The sequence below is a fragment of the Pseudomonas sp. GR 6-02 genome (assembly GCF_001655615.1).
Taxonomy (GTDB): Bacteria; Pseudomonadota; Gammaproteobacteria; order Pseudomonadales; family Pseudomonadaceae; genus Aquipseudomonas.
Window position 1 is genome coordinate 3,891,943 of sequence record NZ_CP011567.1, and the last position, 19,122, is coordinate 3,911,064.

The window sequence follows — 19,122 nt, forward strand, 5'->3', positions numbered from 1 at the left end:
GCAAACTCCACGAAAACTAGTTGGTCGGAACGGGCTTGCGAAGAAAGACAACCAGTGGACTGACCACCAGCATCGCCACCATCAACAGCTTGAATTGGTCGACTACCGCGATAAAAGCCGCCTGGCCGGTGATCATTTCGTTGAGCCCCGCCAGTGCTTGCAGGGACATCGGCGCGGCATGCGCAGCGGCGCGATAAGGCGTCAGATGGCTGACCAGTGCCAGGTGCATCGCTTGCGTATTGTTGAAGAAGAAAATCTGCACGATCGCAACGCCGAGGGTGCTCCCGTAAACACGCGACAGATTGAAAAAACCGGTGCCTTCCGGGCGTAACTTGGGATCGAGCGTGCTGAACGCGATCTTGGTGAGCGACGGCATCAAGATGCCGATGCCAATCCCCTGGATTGCCCCGGCGATCGCCACCGGTGACCAGTCCATCAAAGGCGAATAACCGAGCATCAGCCAGTTGGCGTAAATCACCACGGCCACGCCAATCGCCACGAACCACCGACGGTCGAAACGCTCGGGAACACGACCCATCAGCAGGAACGCCCCTACCAGCCCCACACCGCGCGGTATCGTCAGCGAACCTGTCGTATCAGGCGGATAGCCGAGGATCTCGTCCAGCATCGGCGACGTCAGTGCCATGGTCGACAACAGCACGAAACCCACGGCGAAAAAGATAATCGTCGACAGTACGAAGTTGCGGTCCTTGAACAGACGCTTGTTGAGGAAATGCACCTTCTTGCTCAACAGATGCACGGCGAACAGGTACAGCCCCAACGCGCAGCCCGCCGCTTCCAGCCAGATTTCGGTCGAGGCAAACCAGTCCAGGCGTTCGCCGCGGTCGAGCAACATTTGCAGGCTGATCAACGCCAGCGTGAAGCTGCCGAAGCCGAAGAAATCGAACGACGGACGTTGCTCGGCCTTCTTCTCGGCAAGCAAAAGCGCCATCACCAGGAAGATGAATGCCGACAACGGAAGGCTGATGTAGAAGATCGGCCGCCAGCCGAAATGCTCGCTGACCCAACCACCGATGCTCGGGCCGCTGACGATGCCCAAGAGCACGATTGCCGTCCATGTCGCGCCAAATTTCGCACGCTTCTCCAGTGGCAACGTCTCCATTGAAATCGCCATCGACAGCGGCGCCAGCACGCCACTCGCCAGGCCTTGGATAATTCGCGCACCGACGAACTCCAGCGGAGTCGTCGCAACTGTGGCGAGCAGCAAGCCAAGAACGAAGAAGGCCAGCGCGGCCTGATAAACCCGCTTCAAGCCATAACGCCCGGCCAGCCACTGCGCAACCGGCATGGTGATGGCGCTCGCCGCGAGGTACGAGGTGAATACCCAGCCTGCCTGGTCGTCAGTCATCGACAGGCCGCCTTGGATAAACCTGAGTACTGCATTGGGCAACGGCAGGTTCGCCGACTGCATATAGGTCGCGAGCAGCGCGGCGAACCTCAATGTTCCCGCACCTTGAGGCCCGATAGAATTGGCGTTCATCAGAAGTTACCTGCGGTTAACAGCGCCTTGAGCGGATGCCACCATGGCGTGTGATACCCGGTATCGACCTTGACTGTGGCGCTGGTGCCCGAAAAAAGCGGAAACGCAGGGTCGGCCTCGTCGAGTTCAAGGCGCACCGGTACCCGCTGGACAACCTTGACCCAGTTGCCGGTGGCATTTTCAGGCGGCAGCAAGGCGAAGTCCGATCCGGCACCGGGGCTCATGCTGGTCACGTGGGCTTTGAAAACGTGATCGGGATAGGTATCGATGCTGATGGTTGCTTCCTGGCCTGGACGCATGTGGGTCACCTGCGTCTCGCGGAAGTTGGCCTCGACCCAAATCTGCCGATCGGACAGCAGCGCAAAGGCCGGCGCACCGTTGCTGACGTAGTTGCCAACCTGCAGATCGTCGACCTTGGCCACGATGCCATCGTCCGGCGCATATACCGTCGTGTACGAGAGGTAGAGTTGCGCCTCGTCCAGCTGCGCCCTCGCTTCACGAACCGTCGGGTGGTTATCGGCTTCGATGTCTGGATTACCGTTCAACGCGACAACCGTGCTGGCGATCTGTTGTTCGATCGACGCGATGCGTTGCCGGGCAACTTTGAGGTCGGTGTCGGCGCGCTCGTAAATCGCCCGCGAGACGAACTCGGTAGCGACCAGCGCTTTCTTGCGGGCAAACTCGCGCTGATCGAAATCGGCCGACTCTTTGGCCGATTGCAGTTCAGCCTGCTGCTGGCGGTAACCGGCCTTGAGCCCATCGATGCGCAGCCGCGCCACGCTCAGCTGTGCTTGCGCACGGTCAACCGCGATCTGGAACGGTTTCGGGTCGATCCGAAACAGCATCTGGCCTTTGTGAACCGGTTGGTTGTCCTCGACGGCGATTTCGACGACTTGTCCGGAAATACGCGCGTTGATCGACGCCTTCGCCACTCGAGCGTAGGCGTTATCGGTTGAAATGAACGCCTCGCCTGCTTGATAGCGGGCATAGCCCAGCGCTGCGAAGAGCACCGGCAAACCGACAATCAACAAGGGCCGAAATTTCTGCTTGAACGGTTTTTTGATGGGCGCGTCAGGCCTTGCGTGCTCGAAGGTCTGCGTAGCCGGGATGTCGAACTGTTTAGTCATGATCGAATACACCTTTAACCGGGAAATCGGGCCAGCACCTGCGAGAATCGCCTGCGGCCCTGATGGCAAAAATTGCTGTGAGAAAGCAAACCCGTGCACGGTCAGGGAGGATCGCTCCACCGCACCGGTTTCGTCGCCGCAACACCCAGTTCGAGCTCAGCTACAACAAACCTGACGTTCAGGAACTTCTGGTTCCTTAATTTTGTGCGATGATGTAAGAATATAGAGCAGTCCATCCCCACACAAGGATTTTGTACGACATGGCACAAAAAAAGATTACAGAGGGCAAAGGCCGAGGCCGCCCCCGCGCATATGACCCGCAGACAGCGCTGCAACAGGCACTTGGGGTTTTCTGGAGCACTGGATATTCCGGCGCTTCCCTGGACAGCATCGCCACCGCCGCCGGCATGAATCGCCCAAGCCTCTATGCGGCATTCGGTGACAAGCACGCGCTCTACATCAAGGCGCTTGAGCAGTATTGGGAGTCTGCCTCCGCTGCCATGCAGGAGGCGCTTATGGACAAAGACCTGACTTTGGAGCAGGCGCTAATGGGCTTCTATGAGGGACAGTTGTCGATCTACTTCTCGGGCGAGGGGCAACCGCGTGGCTGCTTTGCGATCGGCACGGCGACGACCGAAGCCGTCGAGGATTCTGCAATACGAGAGGTTCTTGCGGACCGGCTCAGCCGGCTCGATGCCGATCTCGAAACACGTCTGCGCGCGGCAGTCAGCGCCGGTGAGTTGAAAGACGATGTCGACCCAGCCGCCCTCGCCGTACTCGCCTCATCCCTGTTGCATAGCATTTCGATACGGGCGCGAGCGGGCAAATCCCGCGCGGAATTGACGGAGCTTGCCCGCAATGCGGTCAACGTGATTTGCGGTGTGTGAGGTGTAGGGTGAGTGAAGGACTCGAAGACATTCTCACCGAACGGCTTGCGGTGATTTTTTGTGGCATTAATCCGGGCGTGACTGCCGCCGCCCTGGGCCATCATTTTGCGGGTCGAGGCAATCGCTTCTGGCGCACACTCCATCTCGCCGGTTTTACGCCTACAGAGGTGCCCCCGGAAAACGACCGGACGATCTTGCAGTATCAATGTGGATTAACCGCAGTGGTTGAACGGCCTACGGCGCGAGCGGATCAGCTGTCCGTGCATGAATTCACCGCTGCCGCCGCGGATTTTGAACAAAAGATCGCACACTATGCGCCACGCTTTGTGGCGTTTCTCGGCAAAGCTGCGTACAGCGCGTTGTCCGGTCAACGGGAAATTGCGTGGGGGCTTCAGTCAAAGACTTTTGGTGATGCCTCGGTCTGGGTCCTGCCCAATCCCAGCGGGCGAAATCGCGCGTTCACGCAAGATCAATTGGTGGATGCGTATCGCCAACTCCATTTAGCGGCCCAGCAACCGGGCCAGGTCGCACAAAACACTGTTCGATAACCGTCGCCCCCCACTGCTGGCCCTCCTGCTCCTGTTCCAACTTGAAGCCAAAGTCTTCATACAGTTTACGAGCCACATCCAGGCCTTTGAACGTCCACAACCGCGTCGCGCAAAAGCCCTGTTCGTCACAGAATTTCATGGCTTCAGCCAACAAGCGTTTGCCTGCGCCTTTGCCTCGCGCCGAGTCATCCAGAATGAAACAGCGCAGAATCGCTTCGCCGCCCTCGCCTTCACCGTCTATGGCGATGGAACCGACAATTCGCTGGCCATCCAACGCCGCCCAAACCTCGTTGCGTGGATTGTGCAAACGCCCCATCAACTCCGCCATGTCCGATGCAACCAGGCTTTCGAACGGCTGGCCGAAATTCGAATGCCGTGCGTAGTAGTCGGCATGCATTTGCACCATGCGGCCGATGATTCCGGGCCGGTAGCCCCGAGCGATCTCCAGCTGCGCGGGTGGCTGCGGCGCTGTACCGAGTCGATGAGCTTGCAGTGCGCCGGCATAGTTGGCGATGCCCTCACTCACCGCTTGTTGTTGCTCATTCGTCAGATAAACCAAGGCAGCGTCCACCTGTTGCCTGGCGAACGAATCAATGGCTCGCAGGGTTTTCTTGCCCTGTGCCGTGAGTCGCAGTTTCTTGGAGCGCGCATCCTCCTCGTGTGGAATTTCTTCGATCTCGCCGGCCTCAATGAGCTTGCGCACCATCCGGCTCACAGTGGATTTTTCCAGGCCGAGCAGCTCCACAAGTTCCCCTGCTGTCAGCGCCCCCCGATCTCCAATCTCCACGATCGTGTGAACAAACGAAGGCGAATAGTCCGTCGCCGCCAGCGTGGTTTGCATGAACCCCAACTCGCGCACCATGAGGCGCGATGCTGAACGGACTTGGTTGATCAGGTCTGACTGGGTACGGGTCACGGCAAGCACCTCGAACAGAATGTGCATTTAGTTGTATAACACAACCAAATACCCGTCAAATCAAGGGTGCTCCGTCAAGGCAAGAAACCAGGCAACTGCCCTACCCGTTCGGCCAGATACTGCATCAATAAACGCGTGCGCAGCGGGCGGTAGCGGCGTTCGGGATAGATCAGAAAAGCGTCGTTCGGTGGGCCGCTCCAGTCGGGCAGCACCCGGACCAACTGCCCGTTTTCAAGCAGGTCGCTGACCAGCCAGGCCGGCGTGATACACAGCCCCGCACCCTGCAGAAGACCGTCGCGAATGGCCAATGAGCTGTTGGTTCGATAGCGCCCCTGAGTCGTGACACTGATTTGCTCACCATGGGGGCCGTTGAGCTCCAGACGGTCGCCCGCGGTCAACCACGCAAAACGCAGGAAGTTGTGCTCGCTCAAGTCCGCCGGGCTGTTCAATGGGGAATGGTTGCGCAGGTATTCCGGTGCGGCCACCAGATAGCGCGGTGAAGTCGCTATGCGTCGGGCAACGGCGTTCGGCGGCAGGCTGCCCCCCAGGCGCAGGGCCAGGTCGACGTTTTCCTCAGTGAGATCGACGAAACGATCATTGAGGATCAGCTCCACTTCAATAGCCGGGTACTGCTCCATGAACGACAACAGCAACACATTCAACCGCAACACACCGAGGCTGACCGGAGCGTTGACGCGCAGAAAACCTTCGGGGCGTTCGGTCAGACCACGCACATCCGCAACGGCCTCGCCGTACTCTTCCAGCACGCCTTTGGCACGCTCGTAGAAACGCTTTCCCTGTTCGGTAGGCGTCAACCCGGTGGTGCCACGAATCAACAAACGGGCTCCCAATTGCTTTTCCAGGGCCGCGACCAGTTTGCTGACGGTGGGCTGAGTGCTGCCTAACTCACGCGCGGCAGATGACAGGCTTCCGAGCTCAATGGCGCGGACAAAACAGTGCATCGCTCTAAGACTGTCCATGGGCATTCGATTCTGGAATGGGCTGTATGCAGTTCCCCCTTCTACCACACGTATTTTGAATAGACCAATCTGGCCTTCTTGAATCATTACCGCCCAAGGAGATACCTGGATGAAAGCCTTTCACTCGAGAATACCGTTACCTCTTGCCTTGACTGCCCTGCTTGCCGCAAGCCCTGTCATGGCGGCGGAAAACTGGGTCACCACCTGGATGGCCAGCCCTCAACCCACCTGGGGCAACGAACTGCCACTGCCCACGCGAATTCCGGAAGCGCTGACCGATAGCACCCTTCACCAGAGGGTGCGCATCAGCAGCGGCGGAAGCCGGTTACGGGTGGTGGTTTCCAACGAATATGGCAAGCAACCGCTGGTCATCGGTGCCGCGCGTATCGCCTTCACTGAGGGCGTCGATCAGATTCGCCCAGGCTCCAGGCACACGCTGAAGTTCAGTGATCAGGGACAGGTCACCCTCGCTGCGGGTGAAACGCGGATCAGTGATCCGATAGATCTGGCAGTGCCGGCACTCAGTGAGCTGGCGATCGCTCTTTATCTGCCGCAGCACACGCCGTTGACAACCTTCCACTGGGATGGCAAACAAACCGCATTTATCGCCCCCGGAAAACACGTCGATGCTCAGCGACTGGAAGGCAGCGAGCAGGTGGAGGCGCGGCTGTTTCTCAGCGACATCCTGGTGGATGCACCGCTCGACACCCGTGCCCTTGTGGTGCTCGGCGACTCGATTACCGATGGCAATGGCTCGACCCTGGACAGCAATCGACGCTGGCCGGACTTCCTCGCTCAACGCTTGGCCGCGCAGAGGCTCGCGGTGCTCAACGCTGGGATATCCGGGGCTCGCCTGCTCGAAGATGGCATGGGTGTCAGTGCACTGGCGCGTTTCAAGCGCGATGTGCTGGGCAAGCCCGGAGTCAAAACGGTGATTGTGATGCTCGGCATCAATGACATCAGTTGGCCGGGCTCCTCCTTCGCTCCGAACGAACACCTGCCAGCCAAGGAACAGTTGATCGCGGGCTATCGGCAACTGATCGATCAAGCGCGCCTGAACAACATTCGCATCATTGGAACAACCCTGATGCCGGTCGAAGGCGCCCTGGATGGAACGATCGTGAAGAACTATCACAGCGCCGAGAAAGAACAACTGCGCCAGGCCATTAATGACTGGATACGTAGCAGCCACGCATTCGATTCCGTGATCGACTTCGATCTAATGACCCGCGACCCTGAACACCCAAGTCGCTTACTGCCGACTATCGACTCCGGCGACCACTTGCATCCCGGCGATACCGGCAACAAGGCGATGGCCGAGAATATCGACCTGAAAACGCTGATCTAGTCGTTTGAAACAAAACGCGAAAAACCATATGGATCTTGAATTGCCCAAGTTCGAGAATGACATGAACTGTTGGCACCGATGGAGATCAGCAGATAATGTAGTCGAAATTCATCCCAGGGGGTTTTGTGGAAAACCGCTCCGAAGACAATACCCGCCACTCCCCTTTGCAGCCGAGAAGACTGCCGGCAACAGCGATCTCCGTCGTGTTCATGGCTTTAGTCACCCTCTCGATACTGAGTATTTACTGGCTTCAAGCCGCCCAAAGTAAAGCCTATGAACTCTCACAAGCAAAACTGGTATCAGGCAATTTGACGTGGTCGATGGCCCAACAAGCGACTGACACGTTTGATGAAGCCAACCTGATCCTGGATGAACTGATCGACAGAATAAAAGACAACCCAAGTGCCCAACAGCTCGATAAAACGCAAAAACTGCTTAAGCGCAGAGTCTTTACCACCGAACAGTTGCACGGCCTTTTTTACTATGATGAAAACGGCAACTGGATCCTGACTTCGTTCGATTCGAAACCTGAAGCGCCCAACAATGCCGATCGTGATTACTTCATCTTTCACAAAAACAACGTAACCCTGTCGCCTCGCATCGGCCGGGCCATCCGCAGCCGCACGACCGGCGAATGGATTATTCCTCTTTCCCGACGAATCAACGATAGCGAGGGCCATTTTAAGGGTGTCGTGCTGGCCACGATCAAAATGGCCTACTTTGACAAGTTCTTCTCAACGTTCTCCATTGACCGCAAAGGCGCCATTTTCCTGGCCCTTCCCGACGGAACGATAATCGCCAGGCGGCCATTTGCTGAAGAGTTCATCGGTGCGTCGCTAGCCAAAGGGGAAATATTTTCCATCTATTTACCCAAGTCTCCGGCTGATACCGTCATGATCAAATCGATTATCGACGGCGTTGATCGACTCTTCGGCTACAGGTTGCTTCAAAAATATCCGCTGGTCGTCGCTGCCGCCAATTCACGGGAAGCCATTTTTGCCGAGTGGAAAACCGGAACAATCAAGATGGCATTGATGATTGGCGCAGTGCTGCTGGTCAACCTTCTTGTCGGCCTCTTGCTCATCAAGAAAATACGTTACGGCGTCTCCGTAGAAAATCATTTGAAGCAGACCCGGGCAGCCCTGGAAAAACTGGTATTGCAAGATGCCCTCACCGGACTTGCAAACCGACGCCACCTCGAAAACAGCTTGCAGCAGGAATGGCTTCGCGCGGTAAGACATCACTCTCCGATCAGTTTGATAATGCTCGACATTGATTATTTCAAAAGCTTCAACGATCAATACGGGCACATTGCCGGCGACCATTGCATCGCTTCCGTTGCGCAGGCAATCGCGCAATGCATTCACAGGCCATCCGATTTAGCCGCGCGGTACGGTGGCGAAGAGTTTGCGGTATTACTACCCGATACAGATGCCGAAGGTGCCTACTCCATTGCCGAAGACATCAGGCTCGCGGTGCTGAACCTTGCTATTGCACACGATGGCAACCCGGCCAAGAGTGTGACCGTCAGTTTAGGGGTTTATACCTGCGTGCCGGAGGCTGCCGAATATAAGCACCTGCTGACACAGGCGGACTCGGCACTGTACCGGGCGAAACGCTCAGGCCGGAATCAGACTGCCTGCTTGTCTTTGATCGAGGCCGGATAAGGCTGTAGGAGTGAGCACCGCTCGCTTCTACAGGGTTTTCGTCGCTCAGCAAGACCGTTCCCGACACTCATCCCAGACCTCACGCATCAATTCCTTAAGCATCAACGCCTCGGCCCAGCGGTCGGTGATGTCGCGTCCGTCGGCCCCGGTGATGGCATAGGGTGGCGGGCCGAGTTCACAGGTGAAGGATAGGCTGCTGGGCGTGTCCGGTCGGGCCAGCCAGTTCTCGATCCCATAGCGCCACCAGCCCAGGAAACGCTCCAGCCAAGGTCGATGCTGGGCGAAACTCAAAGGCACCTGGACCTGTTCGCTGTTGGCGACACGGCCGTGAAACCCCCAACTATTGCGCAGAATGGTCTGGATCTGTTCGTCGTCTTCGGCCGCGGCCGGCTCCGGCAGTTCGCGGCCCACGACATAGTGGGACAAGTCGGCCAACAGTTTGAGATCGGGCATTTGCGCGAGAATGTCGAGGGTGAACAACAGGTCACTGGTGAGGCGATAACGGTGGGTTTCCAGCAGGATCGGAAAGTCCACCTGCTCGGCCAGTCGCTGCCACCCCTCGATCAACTGGATGGCTTGCGCCAGCGTGCGTGGCCGGACGTCGGCTTGCAGCGTGAGATGGTGGCAGCCGTAGCGGGACGCGACGTCGATCGCTGCCGCCAGATCATCCACGGTGCGGGGGAACACCTGACCTTCGATTTGCAGGCCCTGCGCCTTGGCGGCGGCATGCAAGCGTGCGGCATGGTTCGCCACCCAGAAATGGTCAGTGATTCCGTCGAAACCGGCGGCAGCGATTTTCTCCAGTTGCGCTTCCAACGCAAGTTCGCATTGGCCATGGTGATCTTGCATGGCCCAAAGGGACTGGAAGACCAGGAATTCACGCATGTCAGCTCCTCAGCAGTTGTTTGAGCGATACTTCGGCGTCGGCCAGAGCCTCTACCGAGAGGGGGTTATGCGAAGCGATCAGTCGTTCGCACAACTTGATGTCCTTGGCGACGCTATTGCCCCGGCCCCAGCCGCAAGCGCCTTGCAGACGTTGTTCGTCATCGAGGAAGAACAACAGGAAACCGCCGCCCGGGGTTGTCCGGCTCGCCGTGGGTTCTGTGTTTGCGATCACACCCACGGTCTGCAATCCCCAGTCGTACTGGTCGGACCAGAAACCGGGAATGATTTCGAAAGGCAGCTCGCCGCCCAGCAGATTCAGGGCGGCGTGGCGGCCCTGGGTTTCGGCGTTGCGCCAGGTTTCCTGACGCTGGAAACCGCCTTGCGGGTGCAACCGAAATTCACAGACATCCCCTGCCGCAAAGATGTCCGGCGCGCTGGTGCGCAATTGGGCATCGACGCGAATGCCTTGGCCGACCTCAAGCCCGGCAGCCATGGCCAACTCGGTGTTGGGTTGCATGCCGATGCCTACCACCACCAGATCACAGGGCAGCAGTTGGCCGTCGACCAGTTGCACGGATTCAACATGAGTAGTGCCCTGCACTGCTTCAATGGCCACGTTCAGTCGGACATCCACGCCCTGGCTGCGATGCAATTCCAACAGAACGCTGGACAACCGTCCCGGCAACACCCGTCCCGCCAGGCGCGGCCCGGCTTCGAGCAAGGTCACCGCGCAACCCAAGGCTCGGGCGGTGGCTGCGACTTCGAGGCCGATGAAGCCACCGCCGATGATCACCAGTCGCGTGTCGGGCCGCAACGAAGCGCGCAGTGCCAGTGCCTCGTCATGGCTACGCAGATAAAGCACATTGCGCAGATGCTCGGGCACACAGGCAAGCTTGCGCGAGCACCCTCCCGTCGCCAGCAACAGCCGGGCGTAATGCAGCCAGCTGCCGTCGGCCAATTGCAGACGATGCCGTTGCGGGTCCAGGCCTTTTACCGGGTTACCGGCCAGGTGTTCGATGCCCAGTTCAGCGAGCCGAGCGCTATTGCACAGGCTGTAGCCCGCCAGATCGACCGTGCCCTGCAGCAACCCTTTGGACAGCGGCGGACGTTCATAAGGCGGGTGAAACTCGTCGCCTATCAGGATCAGGCGACCGCTATAACCTTCGTCGCGCAGGGTCAGGGCCGCGCGGCCACCGGCATGCCCGGCGCCAACAATGACCAGTGGAGCATTGGCAGGACTCATGGCACAGACTCCGTGCAGTTAAACCGTGATGGCGAGCAACACACGCCCCGCCTCGACCCGGACTTCATAGGTCTTGAGGTTGACGCACACCGGTGCGCCGAGGGCTTTGCCGGAGCGGTAGTCGAAACGCCCGTTGTGTTTGGGGCACTCGATGACGTGCTCCATCACCAGGCCATCGGCGAGGTGAATGGACTCGTGGGTGCATAGGCCCGCCGTGGCGAAAAACTCGCTGTTGGCAGAGCGGTAGACGGCATAGGTGTGCGGGCCATGGTCGAAACGAATGACGTCTTCTTCGTTGATATCGCCCACGGCACATACATCGATCCATTGATCGGTCATGGCGTTTTCTCTGGTAGTGGTACAGACAGGAAGGTGTCAGGCCGGCGTTACTTCAGGCTCTGCCTGGACGGTGGAGGCCGATGCTGCGCGTTGTGGCAAAGGACGACAGACGAAATGGCTCGGGTCTTTGCGCTGCCTCCAGATAGTCGGGATGATTTCCTTGAAGGCCTCGGACAGGCTGCCGTAAGGCGGCGGGCAGTCGCGGCGGATCTCTTCGTGAAGCTGCGCCAGCGCATGAAAAGGCACCATCGGATACATGTGATGTTCCAGGTGATAGTTCATGTCGAGGTACAGGAAACGCAGCAGTCGGTTCATGTAAATCGTGCGGCAGTTGCTGCGGTGATCGAGTACGTCTTCCGCCAGGCCGACGTGCTGCGAAAGGCCGAACAGGTAGGACAACCAACCGCCATAGAGGGTCGGCAGACCGATAAACATCAGCGGCAACCAGCTCTGCAGAAAAAGCGCCGTGCCCACGGTAAGCCCATAGATAGCCAGCCAGACGCGCGCGTCTCGCGTCACTTTGGGCCATTCGGATTCGGGGATGAAGGTCTGCTCTTCTTCACCCATCCGCCCGACTGCATGCCGGCAAACTGACCCCATCGTCTTCAACGCGTAAGGCATTCTGAACAGGCTCAGCACCATCATGATCAGACTCGGTGGACGCGGCTCGACGATTTCCGGATCGCGACCAACGATGATGGTGTCGGTGTGATGCCGCGCATGGCTCCAGCGCCAGACCTGGGGTTCAAACATGAACATGAAGCTCGACAGCTGGTAGACCGCATCATTCATCCAGCGGGTCTTGAACGCCGTACCGTGACCCGTTTCGTGCCAACGGGCATTGGACGCGGTGCCATAGAGCAGCCCATAGACGAAGAAGAACGGAACGCAGGCCCAGGAGCCCCAGAACCAGTAGCCACCGAAGCCGGTCACAGCCATCGCCGACAGCCAGATGGCGGTATCACGCAGGGCCGGGCCATCGCGACGCTGCATCAATTCTTTCATGCGTTTGCGGGAGATGGGCGATTGGTACCACGTTGCCGATACCAAACCTTTTTGCGCCGCTCGGGCGGCTTCGGGACCGGTCAATCGATAATCCCTTGGCACGGGTTTATCGGTTTTTTCAAAGGCTGCGTTGTGTTCGGGCATTTTATTGTTCTCCGCAAGCTTGATGGTTTAAGCACTTGCTTTCGATGCGGGATGGCATCGCTGGAGAAAATATAGAGAGCGCACAAACCACCCTCAATCCCTTGAATACATTCCCTATCAAGCTATCATCCAGGGCCATTGCAGCTTGATAGTTTTCTATCAAAGCGACTCAAGGGCCCAGCATGAACAACAAAAAACGCCCCACCATCGCCACCGTTGCCGAGCACGCTCGCTTGAGTGTCGCCACCGTGGACCGGGTGCTCAACGCCCGGGCTCCGGTCAACCCGGCCACCGCCGAGCAGGTGTTCCAGGCCGCCGAAGCCGTCGGTTATTTCGCCGCCCGGCTGATCGGCCAACGCATTCGCGAACGTCGTCCCAGCTATCGATTCGGCATCCTGTTACTCGGTACCGCCCAGGCGTTCTATGCCAACGTTGCCTCCGCCATCACCGAGGCAGCGCAGCGTCAGGCCGGCGCCAATCTGAGCTGCCAGTTCGAATACGTCTTCGATCGCACACCCAGCGCGATCATTGCCCAGATCGAACAACTGGCCGTGCAGTGTGATGGCCTGGCGGTGGTCAGCTTCGCTCACCCGCTGATCAATGCCGCCATCGCGCAGATCAGAGCCGCAGGCGTGCCGGTGATCGCCCTGCTGTCGGACATCCATGAGGCGGCAGAAGAACCTTACATCGGTCAGGATAATCATGAGGTCGGGCGCACCATGGGTTGGCTGCTGGCTCACACCTGCGGCGCACGCAAGGGCAGCGTCGGCGTATTGCTCGGCGGCCATCGTTTTCTTGGTCATCAGGCTCGGGTCGAGGGGCTGCGCAGTTACCTGGCGGAGCGCGCACCGGGGTTGCGCCTACTCGAAGCGGTGATCAACCTGGACAACTGCGATGTCACCGAAGAGGCGACGCTGGAACTCATCGCGCGCCATGCCGATTTGCGGGGGCTGTGCGTGGTCGGCGGTGGCGGCGACGGCATCATCCGGGCCCTGTCACAGCTGCCGAAACGGCCGTCGCTGTGTTGCATCCTGCAGGAGTCGACCGAGCTGTCTCGACAAGCCCTGGATCAAGGGTTGATCGACCTGGTCATCGACTCCCAGCCGCGATTGCTGGCGGCCGCGCTGGTCGACTTGCTGGTCGAGTTGCAGACCACGCCGGACTTCGATCCGCTCCGGCATCGGGTGCATATCCCGTTGCAGATCATTACCTCAGAGAACGCTCGAGGCTGCGTTCGCTGGTAGCAGCTGTCGAGCCTGCGAGGCTGCGTTCGGCTGCGCAGCAGTCGTGAATCCAGCTGACGCGGTATGCCTGACACACCGCGAGTTCTGGTTTTACGACTGCTGCGCAGCCGAACGCAGCCTCGCAAGCTCGGCAGCTGCTACAGATCGCATTACGGCTTAAGTGAACAGCATTACCCATCAGAGGTCGGTGCTCGCACGAAAAGCATCGGCGCTCAGCCCGAACCGATTCATCTTGTTGTACAAGCCGCCACGAGAAACGTTCAGTTGCCGGGCGGCCAGGCGGATGTTGCCTCGGGCATCCCTGAGGGCGGCGATGATCGCGTTCATTTCATGGGTGCCAAGGTCCAGCGCAGCCCGGGGTTCGGGCACACTTCCCGGCACCGATGGCCGCAGCCTTTGCTTGATTTCAAGTGGCAGGTCACCCGGCTGGATCATCTCGGTCATCGCCAGATTGGTTGCGCGCTCGATGGTATTTTCAAGCTCCCGAACATTACCCGGCCAGCTGTAGGCCGAAAGAATATCCAGCGCCTCTGGCGAGATGCCCTGCACCGATTTGCGCAATGACCGCGCGCAACGACCGAGAAAATGTCGCGCCAGCAAGGGCACATCTTCCCGGCGCATCCGCAGCGGCGGAACCGTCAGGTTCAGGACGTTGAGCCGGTAGTAAAGATCCTCACGGAAAGCGCCATTGGCCACCGCCTGGCTCAGGTTGCGGTGGGTGGCGGCGATGATGCGCACATCCACCTGCTGCGATTTTTTCGCCCCCACGCGCGTCACCTCGCCTTCCTGCAAGACCCGTAGCAGACTGACCTGGGCATCGAAAGACATGTCGCCGATTTCGTCGAGGAAGATCGTTCCGCCATCGGCCAACTCAAACTTCCCGGCAGATCCGCCGCGAGCCGATCCGGTGAAGGCGCCCTCGACATGACCAAACAGTTCGCTTTGCACCAGATCGCGCGGAATGGCTCCGCAATTGACCGCCACGAAAGGACCGTCGCAACGCTCGCTGGCGTTATGGATCGCCTGGGCGAACAGCTCCTTGCCGGTACCGCTCTCACCCAGAATCAGCGTGGTCGATTCACTGCGACTGGCGATCCGTCCCAGGCGCAAGGCGTCTTGTATCGCTCGCGAATTACCTTGAATGGTCTCGAAGGTGTAGCTGGCTTGAGTGCCGATGACCCGGCGCGTAATTTCGCGGATGCGCCGGTTCTCACGCAACGAAACAATCCGCCCACCCTGCTCCAGCGGGCACACCGACACCAGACACGCCAAATGGCTGCGATCATGCAGTTCAAACGTGCAATCCAGATCTCGTAGCCCTTCCCCGCCATGCAGCAGAATCTTATCGGTCAGTTCGCTTTGCCCCAGACGACGGAACGGGCTGCCGAGCAGATCCTGGCCCACGCGGAACAATTGCCGGGCATAACGGTTGAGCGCCTTGATGCAGCCCTGCTCATCCAGCACCACCAGTCCCTCGTTGAGCACTTCAAGCACGGTTTGTTGTTCTTCCAGCAGGCTCTGCAGCGCCATCTGCCGCGAGACCGCTTCGGCCGCGGCCTGGACGGTGCCCAGCGTATGAAAATGAAACCAGCCCGGCTCAGCGGTCAGGGTCAGCATGGCGAGCGTCCTGCCCTGCGCATCCCTGATCGGCGCGGCGGCGCAGTGCATGCGCCGTCGACGCAAGCCGCTGGCGAAGTTTTCCTCGGCCAGCACATACACCAAGCGATCTTCGGCAAGCGCCAGCCCCGTGCAGTTGGTGCCCTGCACCGACTCCAGCAATCGGCTGCCCACCGGTGTGAGGTCCAGACCACAGAAATACAGGGTCGTGCCTTGAGCATCGGTCAGGTTGATATGGCCCCTGGGGTTGTAGGCCAGCAATCCCCCCATGACCTGCGCCGCCGCTGCAATCAACGTGCGATTGGCCGCCAGCGTCGCGGCCAGAACGGCAGGAGCAACAAATCGATATTCGCCATCCTCAGGATCGAGGCCGGTGCCGACGCTGCGCCGCCAGGAATCCCAAATCACCTGCCTGACCCCGGCAGGTCGATCGGTGCGCCCGTTCAGACACGCCAGCCAGGCCTGTTCCAGCGCGGCGATCGAGCCTTCGTTCAACGACGCGGGGCCGAGAGCGGTGATGTAATCGAGGTCTTGCGCGCTGAAGGCTGTTACCTGTGGGTTGACCATCATCGACATCCGCTTCCATGTTCATGTTTTAGACATGTCAGTGTAGACATGTCCTGCGAATGAACACTTCTTTCAAAAAATATTGATTAACCCTTTGAATATCAATGACTTAAATACTGGCACAGCACTTGCTCAAAGGGTTATGCCAGCGAGGACATTCCTGCGGCCAAGTCATTGAACAACAATAAAAGGGAGTCAATTCATGAGTACGTCCAAGATCATCCGCCTGGGCCTCATCGGCGCCGGCCGCATGGGCAGTTTTCACGGCCAGACGGCCGCCCGGCACATCCCCGGCGCCTGCCTGGCCGCCATCGCCGACCCTACCCCCGGCCAGGCCGCTCGGTTGGCGGCAGAGTTGGGGGTGCAGAAGGTCTATACCGATCCACAGCAACTACTCGATGACCCGGAAATTGACGGCGTCCTGATCGCCGCCCCCGCCCGCAGCCATGCCGAACTGGTGATCAGTGCGGCCCGGGCCGGCAAAGGGGTGTTCTGTGAAAAACCCATGGCCATCACCCTCGACGAGGCCGACCGCGCTATCGCCGCAGCCGCCGATGCCCGCGTGCCGCTGCAGGTTGGCTTCAATCGTCGTTTTGCCAAAAGCTTCCGCGCCGCCCATCTGGACGTGGTCGCCGGCCGTATCGGTACGCCGCAACTGCTGCGCTCGCTGACCCGCGACCCGGCGCTGAACAATCCGGCCGCTTCGCCGCAGTGGGTGATTTTTCTCGAAACCCTGATCCATGACTTCGATACCCTGCGCTACCTCAATCCCGGCGCCGAAGCGGTCGAGGTTTATGTCATGGCCGATGCGCTGATTGCACCGGACTACAAGAGCAAAGGGTTTCTGGACACCGCCGTGGTCACGATCCGTTTCGACAACGGCGCCATCGCCACCGCCGAGGCCAATTTCCAGGCCGTTTATGGCTACGATGTTCGGGGGGAAGTGTTCGGCAGCGCCGGCATGCTGACCATGGGCAGCGTCAATGACTCAGACCTGGTGCGCTACTTGGCTAATGGCATCCAGGCCGACACCCAACGCATGGACACCGACCTGTTGCGGGATGCCTATGTGGCCGAGCTCAATCACTTTGTCGACTGCCTGCGCACCGGTGAAAAACCACTGGCCAGCGGTGAAGATGCCCGAGCGGCACTGACCATTGCCCGCGCGTGTATCGAGTCCGTCCAACAGGGCAAAGCAGTGCGCGTGCAAGGAGCCCGTTCATGAGTTTTATCCCGTTCAAACTGGCGATCAGCGCCGAGATGGTATTCCTCGACCTGCCGTTCACCGAACGCGTCAAACGGATTCACGCGCTGGGTTTCAGCGCCGAAATTTGGGACTGGACCCAGAAAGACATTCCGGCCCTGGTCGCCACCGGTGCCGACTTCACCTCCATGACCGGCTACATCTCAGGCAACCTGACCGACGCCGAAGGCATCCAGCATCTGCTCGACAGCGCACGGGAATCGCTGGCCGTCGCCGCACAACTGAATTGCCCGAGCCTCAACCTGCATGGCACAGGCTTGGGCGATAAAGGCTTGCCGGTCAAACCCGTGGCCCACACCACCGGACGCATGTGGTTGAGCGCCTGCAAGACCCTGGAAAAAATCGCTCGCCTGGGCGAAGACGCGGGCCGAGTGTTCCTGCTGGAAAACCTCAATACCGAAGTGGACCACCCTGGCACACCCTTCGCTCGCGCCGACGATACCCTGGCGCTGATCGAAGCCGTGGGCAGCCCGCATTTGAAGATGAACCTGGACCTTTACCATGCGCAGATCGGCGAAGGAAACCTGATCGAACTGATCCAGCGCGCCGGCAGCGCCATCGGCGAAATCCAGGTGGCCGATGTCCCCGGCCGCATGGAGCCCGGCACCGGTGAAATCCATTATCCGGCCATTGCCAAGGCCTTGTTCGGCATGGGATACACCGGGGTCGTCGGGCTCGAGGGCTGGGCCAGCGGTGACAGCGAAGTGGCACTTGAGCGTTTTCGGCAAGCCTTCACGCTTGATTGAGGACGCTGGCGCTCTCGGCGAATCTGATTCAGAGAGCGCCACAAACCTCACGTTTGATCTTGATGAATTTCAACTCATAACAACAAAAGGAAAACCATCATGCGTCGCTGCACACTTCTATTTGCCACGCTGTTATTACTCGCCAGCCAATGGGCCGCCGCCAGCTATCGCATCGGCGTCAGCATTGCCAGGGTTGACGACAACTTCATGACCTATGTGCGCAGCGGCCTGGAAAATGCTGCCAGGAAGGAGAACGTCCAGATCCAGTTCGAGGATGCCCAGGGCGATGTGGTTCGCCAGCTCAATCAGATTCAGGGCTTTCTCGGTCAAAAGGTGGATGCCGTCATCGTCCTGCCCGTGGATACCGCCGCCACCGCCAACATGACCCGCGCAGCCGTCGAGGCGAAGATTCCTCTGGTCTACGTCAACCGCCACCCGGACGAACGCGTGCTGCCCAAAGGCGTGGTCACGGTGGCGTCCAATGACATCGAGGCCGGGCAACTGCAAATGCGCTACCTGGCCGACAAGCTGGGGGGCAAAGGCAACATCGCGATCATCATGGGCGACCTGGCACAGAACTCCACGCACGACCGCACCGAAGGGGTCAAACAGGTGCTCAAGGACTACCCCGGGATCAAAATCATCGAACAGCAAAGTGCCGAGTGGCAGCGCAACAAAGGGATGGACTTGACCAGCAATTGGCTGCTGGCTGGCACTGGCTTCGATGCCATCGTCGCCAACAACGACGAGATGGCCATCGGCGCGGCCATGGCACTGCAGCAAGCCGGCAAAGCCAAGGGCGAGATTGCGATTGTCGGCATCGATGGCCTGCCCGACGGCCTGGCGGCGATCAAGCGCGGGATGTTGGTCGCCTCCGTCTTTCAAGACCCCAAGGCCCAGGCGACCAGCGCGGTACAAGCGGCCATCAAGATGATCAAGGGCGAGCCGGTCGAAGCGGATGTCTGGGTACCCTTTCAGCTGATCACGCCGGATCAGGTGGCGATGTTTGAGCAGCATTACAAATAGCGTCAAAAGCCGATCGATGGCTGCCCTGCGGGACGGGGCAGCAATCGGGCCGGAAGTCAGGTGCGCAG

At 59.4% G+C, this 19,122-nt stretch carries 17 protein-coding genes; 8 read left to right on the forward strand and 9 right to left on the reverse strand.

The window, feature by feature from the left end; translation table 11 throughout:
* Positions 1-16 precede the first annotated feature (16 nt).
* Positions 17-1,501: a DHA2 family efflux MFS transporter permease subunit gene (locus PGR6_RS17070; RefSeq protein ID WP_064618528.1), complete on the reverse strand. Its 1,485-nt coding sequence runs from the start codon at positions 1,499-1,501 to the stop codon at positions 17-19.
* Positions 1,501-2,628 carry an HlyD family secretion protein gene (locus PGR6_RS17075; protein WP_018930073.1) on the reverse strand — a complete coding sequence of 376 codons (1,128 nt, stop codon included), beginning with the start codon at positions 2,626-2,628 and terminating at the stop codon, positions 1,501-1,503. The genes PGR6_RS17070 and PGR6_RS17075 overlap by 1 nt, the downstream gene beginning before the upstream one ends.
* 260 nt (positions 2,629-2,888) lie before the next feature.
* Here PGR6_RS17075 and PGR6_RS17080 point away from each other — a divergent pair, with 260 nt between their 5' ends.
* Complete coding sequence (locus tag PGR6_RS17080) at positions 2,889-3,515, forward strand: TetR/AcrR family transcriptional regulator (RefSeq protein WP_018930072.1); 627 nt, start codon at positions 2,889-2,891, stop codon at positions 3,513-3,515.
* An 8-nt stretch (positions 3,516-3,523) separates the two neighbouring features.
* Positions 3,524-4,063: a G/U mismatch-specific DNA glycosylase gene (gene mug / locus PGR6_RS29525; RefSeq protein ID WP_082920877.1), complete on the forward strand. Its 540-nt coding sequence runs from the start codon at positions 3,524-3,526 to the stop codon at positions 4,061-4,063.
* Here mug and PGR6_RS17085 read toward each other — a convergent pair.
* A complete protein-coding gene (locus tag PGR6_RS17085; protein ID WP_018930071.1) occupies positions 3,975-5,006 on the reverse strand; it encodes a bifunctional helix-turn-helix transcriptional regulator/GNAT family N-acetyltransferase in 1,032 nt (343 codons plus the stop codon). The two genes, mug and PGR6_RS17085, sit on opposite strands and share 89 nt — an antisense overlap.
* A gap of 47 nt (positions 5,007-5,053) precedes the next feature.
* Entirely contained in the window at positions 5,054-5,959 is a 906-nt protein-coding gene (locus tag PGR6_RS17090; RefSeq protein WP_064618530.1) for a LysR family transcriptional regulator, read from the reverse strand.
* A gap of 109 nt (positions 5,960-6,068) precedes the next feature.
* Here PGR6_RS17090 and PGR6_RS17095 point away from each other — a divergent pair, with 109 nt between their 5' ends.
* Positions 6,069-7,307, forward strand: coding sequence for an SGNH/GDSL hydrolase family protein (locus PGR6_RS17095; protein WP_064618532.1), 1,239 nt, complete (start codon positions 6,069-6,071; stop codon positions 7,305-7,307).
* A 125-nt stretch (positions 7,308-7,432) separates the two neighbouring features.
* The gene (locus tag PGR6_RS17100; RefSeq protein ID WP_032834283.1) at positions 7,433-8,974 is read left to right on the forward strand and encodes a sensor domain-containing diguanylate cyclase; all 1,542 of its coding nucleotides are present in this window, start codon (positions 7,433-7,435) and stop codon (positions 8,972-8,974) included.
* A 45-nt stretch (positions 8,975-9,019) separates the two neighbouring features.
* On the opposite strand, the gene PGR6_RS17105 is transcribed toward PGR6_RS17100, so the two are convergent.
* From PGR6_RS17105 to PGR6_RS17120, 4 genes are read right to left on the reverse strand one after another with little or no spacing between them, the layout of a single operon-like run.
* Positions 9,020-9,859 (reverse strand): sugar phosphate isomerase/epimerase family protein, encoded by an 840-nt coding sequence (locus PGR6_RS17105; protein WP_018930067.1) that lies wholly within the window; start codon positions 9,857-9,859, stop codon positions 9,020-9,022.
* A gap of 1 nt (position 9,860) precedes the next feature.
* Positions 9,861-11,102, reverse strand: a complete 1,242-nt coding sequence (locus PGR6_RS17110; protein ID WP_064618534.1) for an NAD(P)/FAD-dependent oxidoreductase — start codon at positions 11,100-11,102, stop codon at positions 9,861-9,863.
* 18 nt (positions 11,103-11,120) lie between these two features.
* Positions 11,121-11,441, reverse strand: coding sequence for a MocE family 2Fe-2S type ferredoxin (locus tag PGR6_RS17115; RefSeq protein ID WP_018930065.1), 321 nt, complete (start codon positions 11,439-11,441; stop codon positions 11,121-11,123).
* A 36-nt stretch (positions 11,442-11,477) separates the two neighbouring features.
* The gene (locus PGR6_RS17120) at positions 11,478-12,590 is read right to left on the reverse strand and encodes a fatty acid desaturase family protein (protein WP_064618536.1); all 1,113 of its coding nucleotides are present in this window, start codon (positions 12,588-12,590) and stop codon (positions 11,478-11,480) included.
* A 182-nt stretch (positions 12,591-12,772) separates the two neighbouring features.
* On the opposite strand from PGR6_RS17120, the gene PGR6_RS17125 reads away from it, so the two are divergent.
* Positions 12,773-13,834 (forward strand): substrate-binding domain-containing protein, encoded by a 1,062-nt coding sequence (locus PGR6_RS17125; protein WP_064618538.1) that lies wholly within the window; start codon positions 12,773-12,775, stop codon positions 13,832-13,834.
* Positions 13,835-14,011: 177 nt separating this feature from the next.
* On the opposite strand, the gene PGR6_RS17130 is transcribed toward PGR6_RS17125, so the two are convergent.
* Complete coding sequence (locus PGR6_RS17130) at positions 14,012-16,027, reverse strand: sigma-54 interaction domain-containing protein (RefSeq protein ID WP_064618540.1); 2,016 nt, start codon at positions 16,025-16,027, stop codon at positions 14,012-14,014.
* 193 nt (positions 16,028-16,220) lie between these two features.
* On the opposite strand from PGR6_RS17130, the gene PGR6_RS17135 reads away from it, so the two are divergent.
* The 3 genes from PGR6_RS17135 to PGR6_RS17145 all read left to right on the forward strand — a co-directional run bounded on the left by PGR6_RS17135 (position 16,221) and on the right by PGR6_RS17145 (position 19,054).
* The gene (locus PGR6_RS17135; RefSeq protein WP_018930061.1) at positions 16,221-17,243 is read left to right on the forward strand and encodes a Gfo/Idh/MocA family oxidoreductase; all 1,023 of its coding nucleotides are present in this window, start codon (positions 16,221-16,223) and stop codon (positions 17,241-17,243) included.
* Complete coding sequence (locus PGR6_RS17140; protein WP_064618542.1) at positions 17,240-18,028, forward strand: TIM barrel protein; 789 nt, start codon at positions 17,240-17,242, stop codon at positions 18,026-18,028. Before PGR6_RS17135 ends, PGR6_RS17140 begins: the two co-directional genes overlap by 4 nt.
* A gap of 99 nt (positions 18,029-18,127) precedes the next feature.
* Positions 18,128-19,054 (forward strand): sugar ABC transporter substrate-binding protein, encoded by a 927-nt coding sequence (locus PGR6_RS17145; protein ID WP_064618544.1) that lies wholly within the window; start codon positions 18,128-18,130, stop codon positions 19,052-19,054.
* Positions 19,055-19,122 lie beyond the last annotated feature (68 nt).

Bases quoted from the DNA above. Each gene is read 5' to 3' on its own strand.
- PGR6_RS17095 (WP_064618532.1), top strand. From the start codon at position 6,069: ATGAAAGCCTTTCACTCGAGAATACCGTTACCTCTTGCCTTGACTGCC.
- PGR6_RS17135 (WP_018930061.1), top strand. From the start codon at position 16,221: ATGAGTACGTCCAAGATCATCCGCCTGGGCCTCATCGGCGCCGGCCGC.
- PGR6_RS17105 (WP_018930067.1), bottom strand. From the start codon at position 9,859: ATGCGTGAATTCCTGGTCTTCCAGTCCCTTTGGGCCATGCAAGATCAC.
- PGR6_RS17090 (WP_064618530.1), bottom strand. From the start codon at position 5,959: ATGGACAGTCTTAGAGCGATGCACTGTTTTGTCCGCGCCATTGAGCTC.
- PGR6_RS17110 (WP_064618534.1), bottom strand. From the start codon at position 11,102: ATGAGTCCTGCCAATGCTCCACTGGTCATTGTTGGCGCCGGGCATGCC.
- PGR6_RS17145 (WP_064618544.1), top strand. From the start codon at position 18,128: ATGCGTCGCTGCACACTTCTATTTGCCACGCTGTTATTACTCGCCAGC.
- PGR6_RS17115 (WP_018930065.1), bottom strand. From the start codon at position 11,441: ATGACCGATCAATGGATCGATGTATGTGCCGTGGGCGATATCAACGAA.
- PGR6_RS17120 (WP_064618536.1), bottom strand. From the start codon at position 12,590: ATGCCCGAACACAACGCAGCCTTTGAAAAAACCGATAAACCCGTGCCA.
- PGR6_RS17080 (WP_018930072.1), top strand. From the start codon at position 2,889: ATGGCACAAAAAAAGATTACAGAGGGCAAAGGCCGAGGCCGCCCCCGC.
- PGR6_RS17070 (WP_064618528.1), bottom strand. From the start codon at position 1,501: ATGAACGCCAATTCTATCGGGCCTCAAGGTGCGGGAACATTGAGGTTC.
- PGR6_RS17140 (WP_064618542.1), top strand. From the start codon at position 17,240: ATGAGTTTTATCCCGTTCAAACTGGCGATCAGCGCCGAGATGGTATTC.
- PGR6_RS17075 (WP_018930073.1), bottom strand. From the start codon at position 2,628: ATGACTAAACAGTTCGACATCCCGGCTACGCAGACCTTCGAGCACGCA.
- PGR6_RS17085 (WP_018930071.1), bottom strand. From the start codon at position 5,006: ATGCACATTCTGTTCGAGGTGCTTGCCGTGACCCGTACCCAGTCAGAC.
- PGR6_RS17130 (WP_064618540.1), bottom strand. From the start codon at position 16,027: ATGTCGATGATGGTCAACCCACAGGTAACAGCCTTCAGCGCGCAAGAC.
- PGR6_RS17125 (WP_064618538.1), top strand. From the start codon at position 12,773: ATGAACAACAAAAAACGCCCCACCATCGCCACCGTTGCCGAGCACGCT.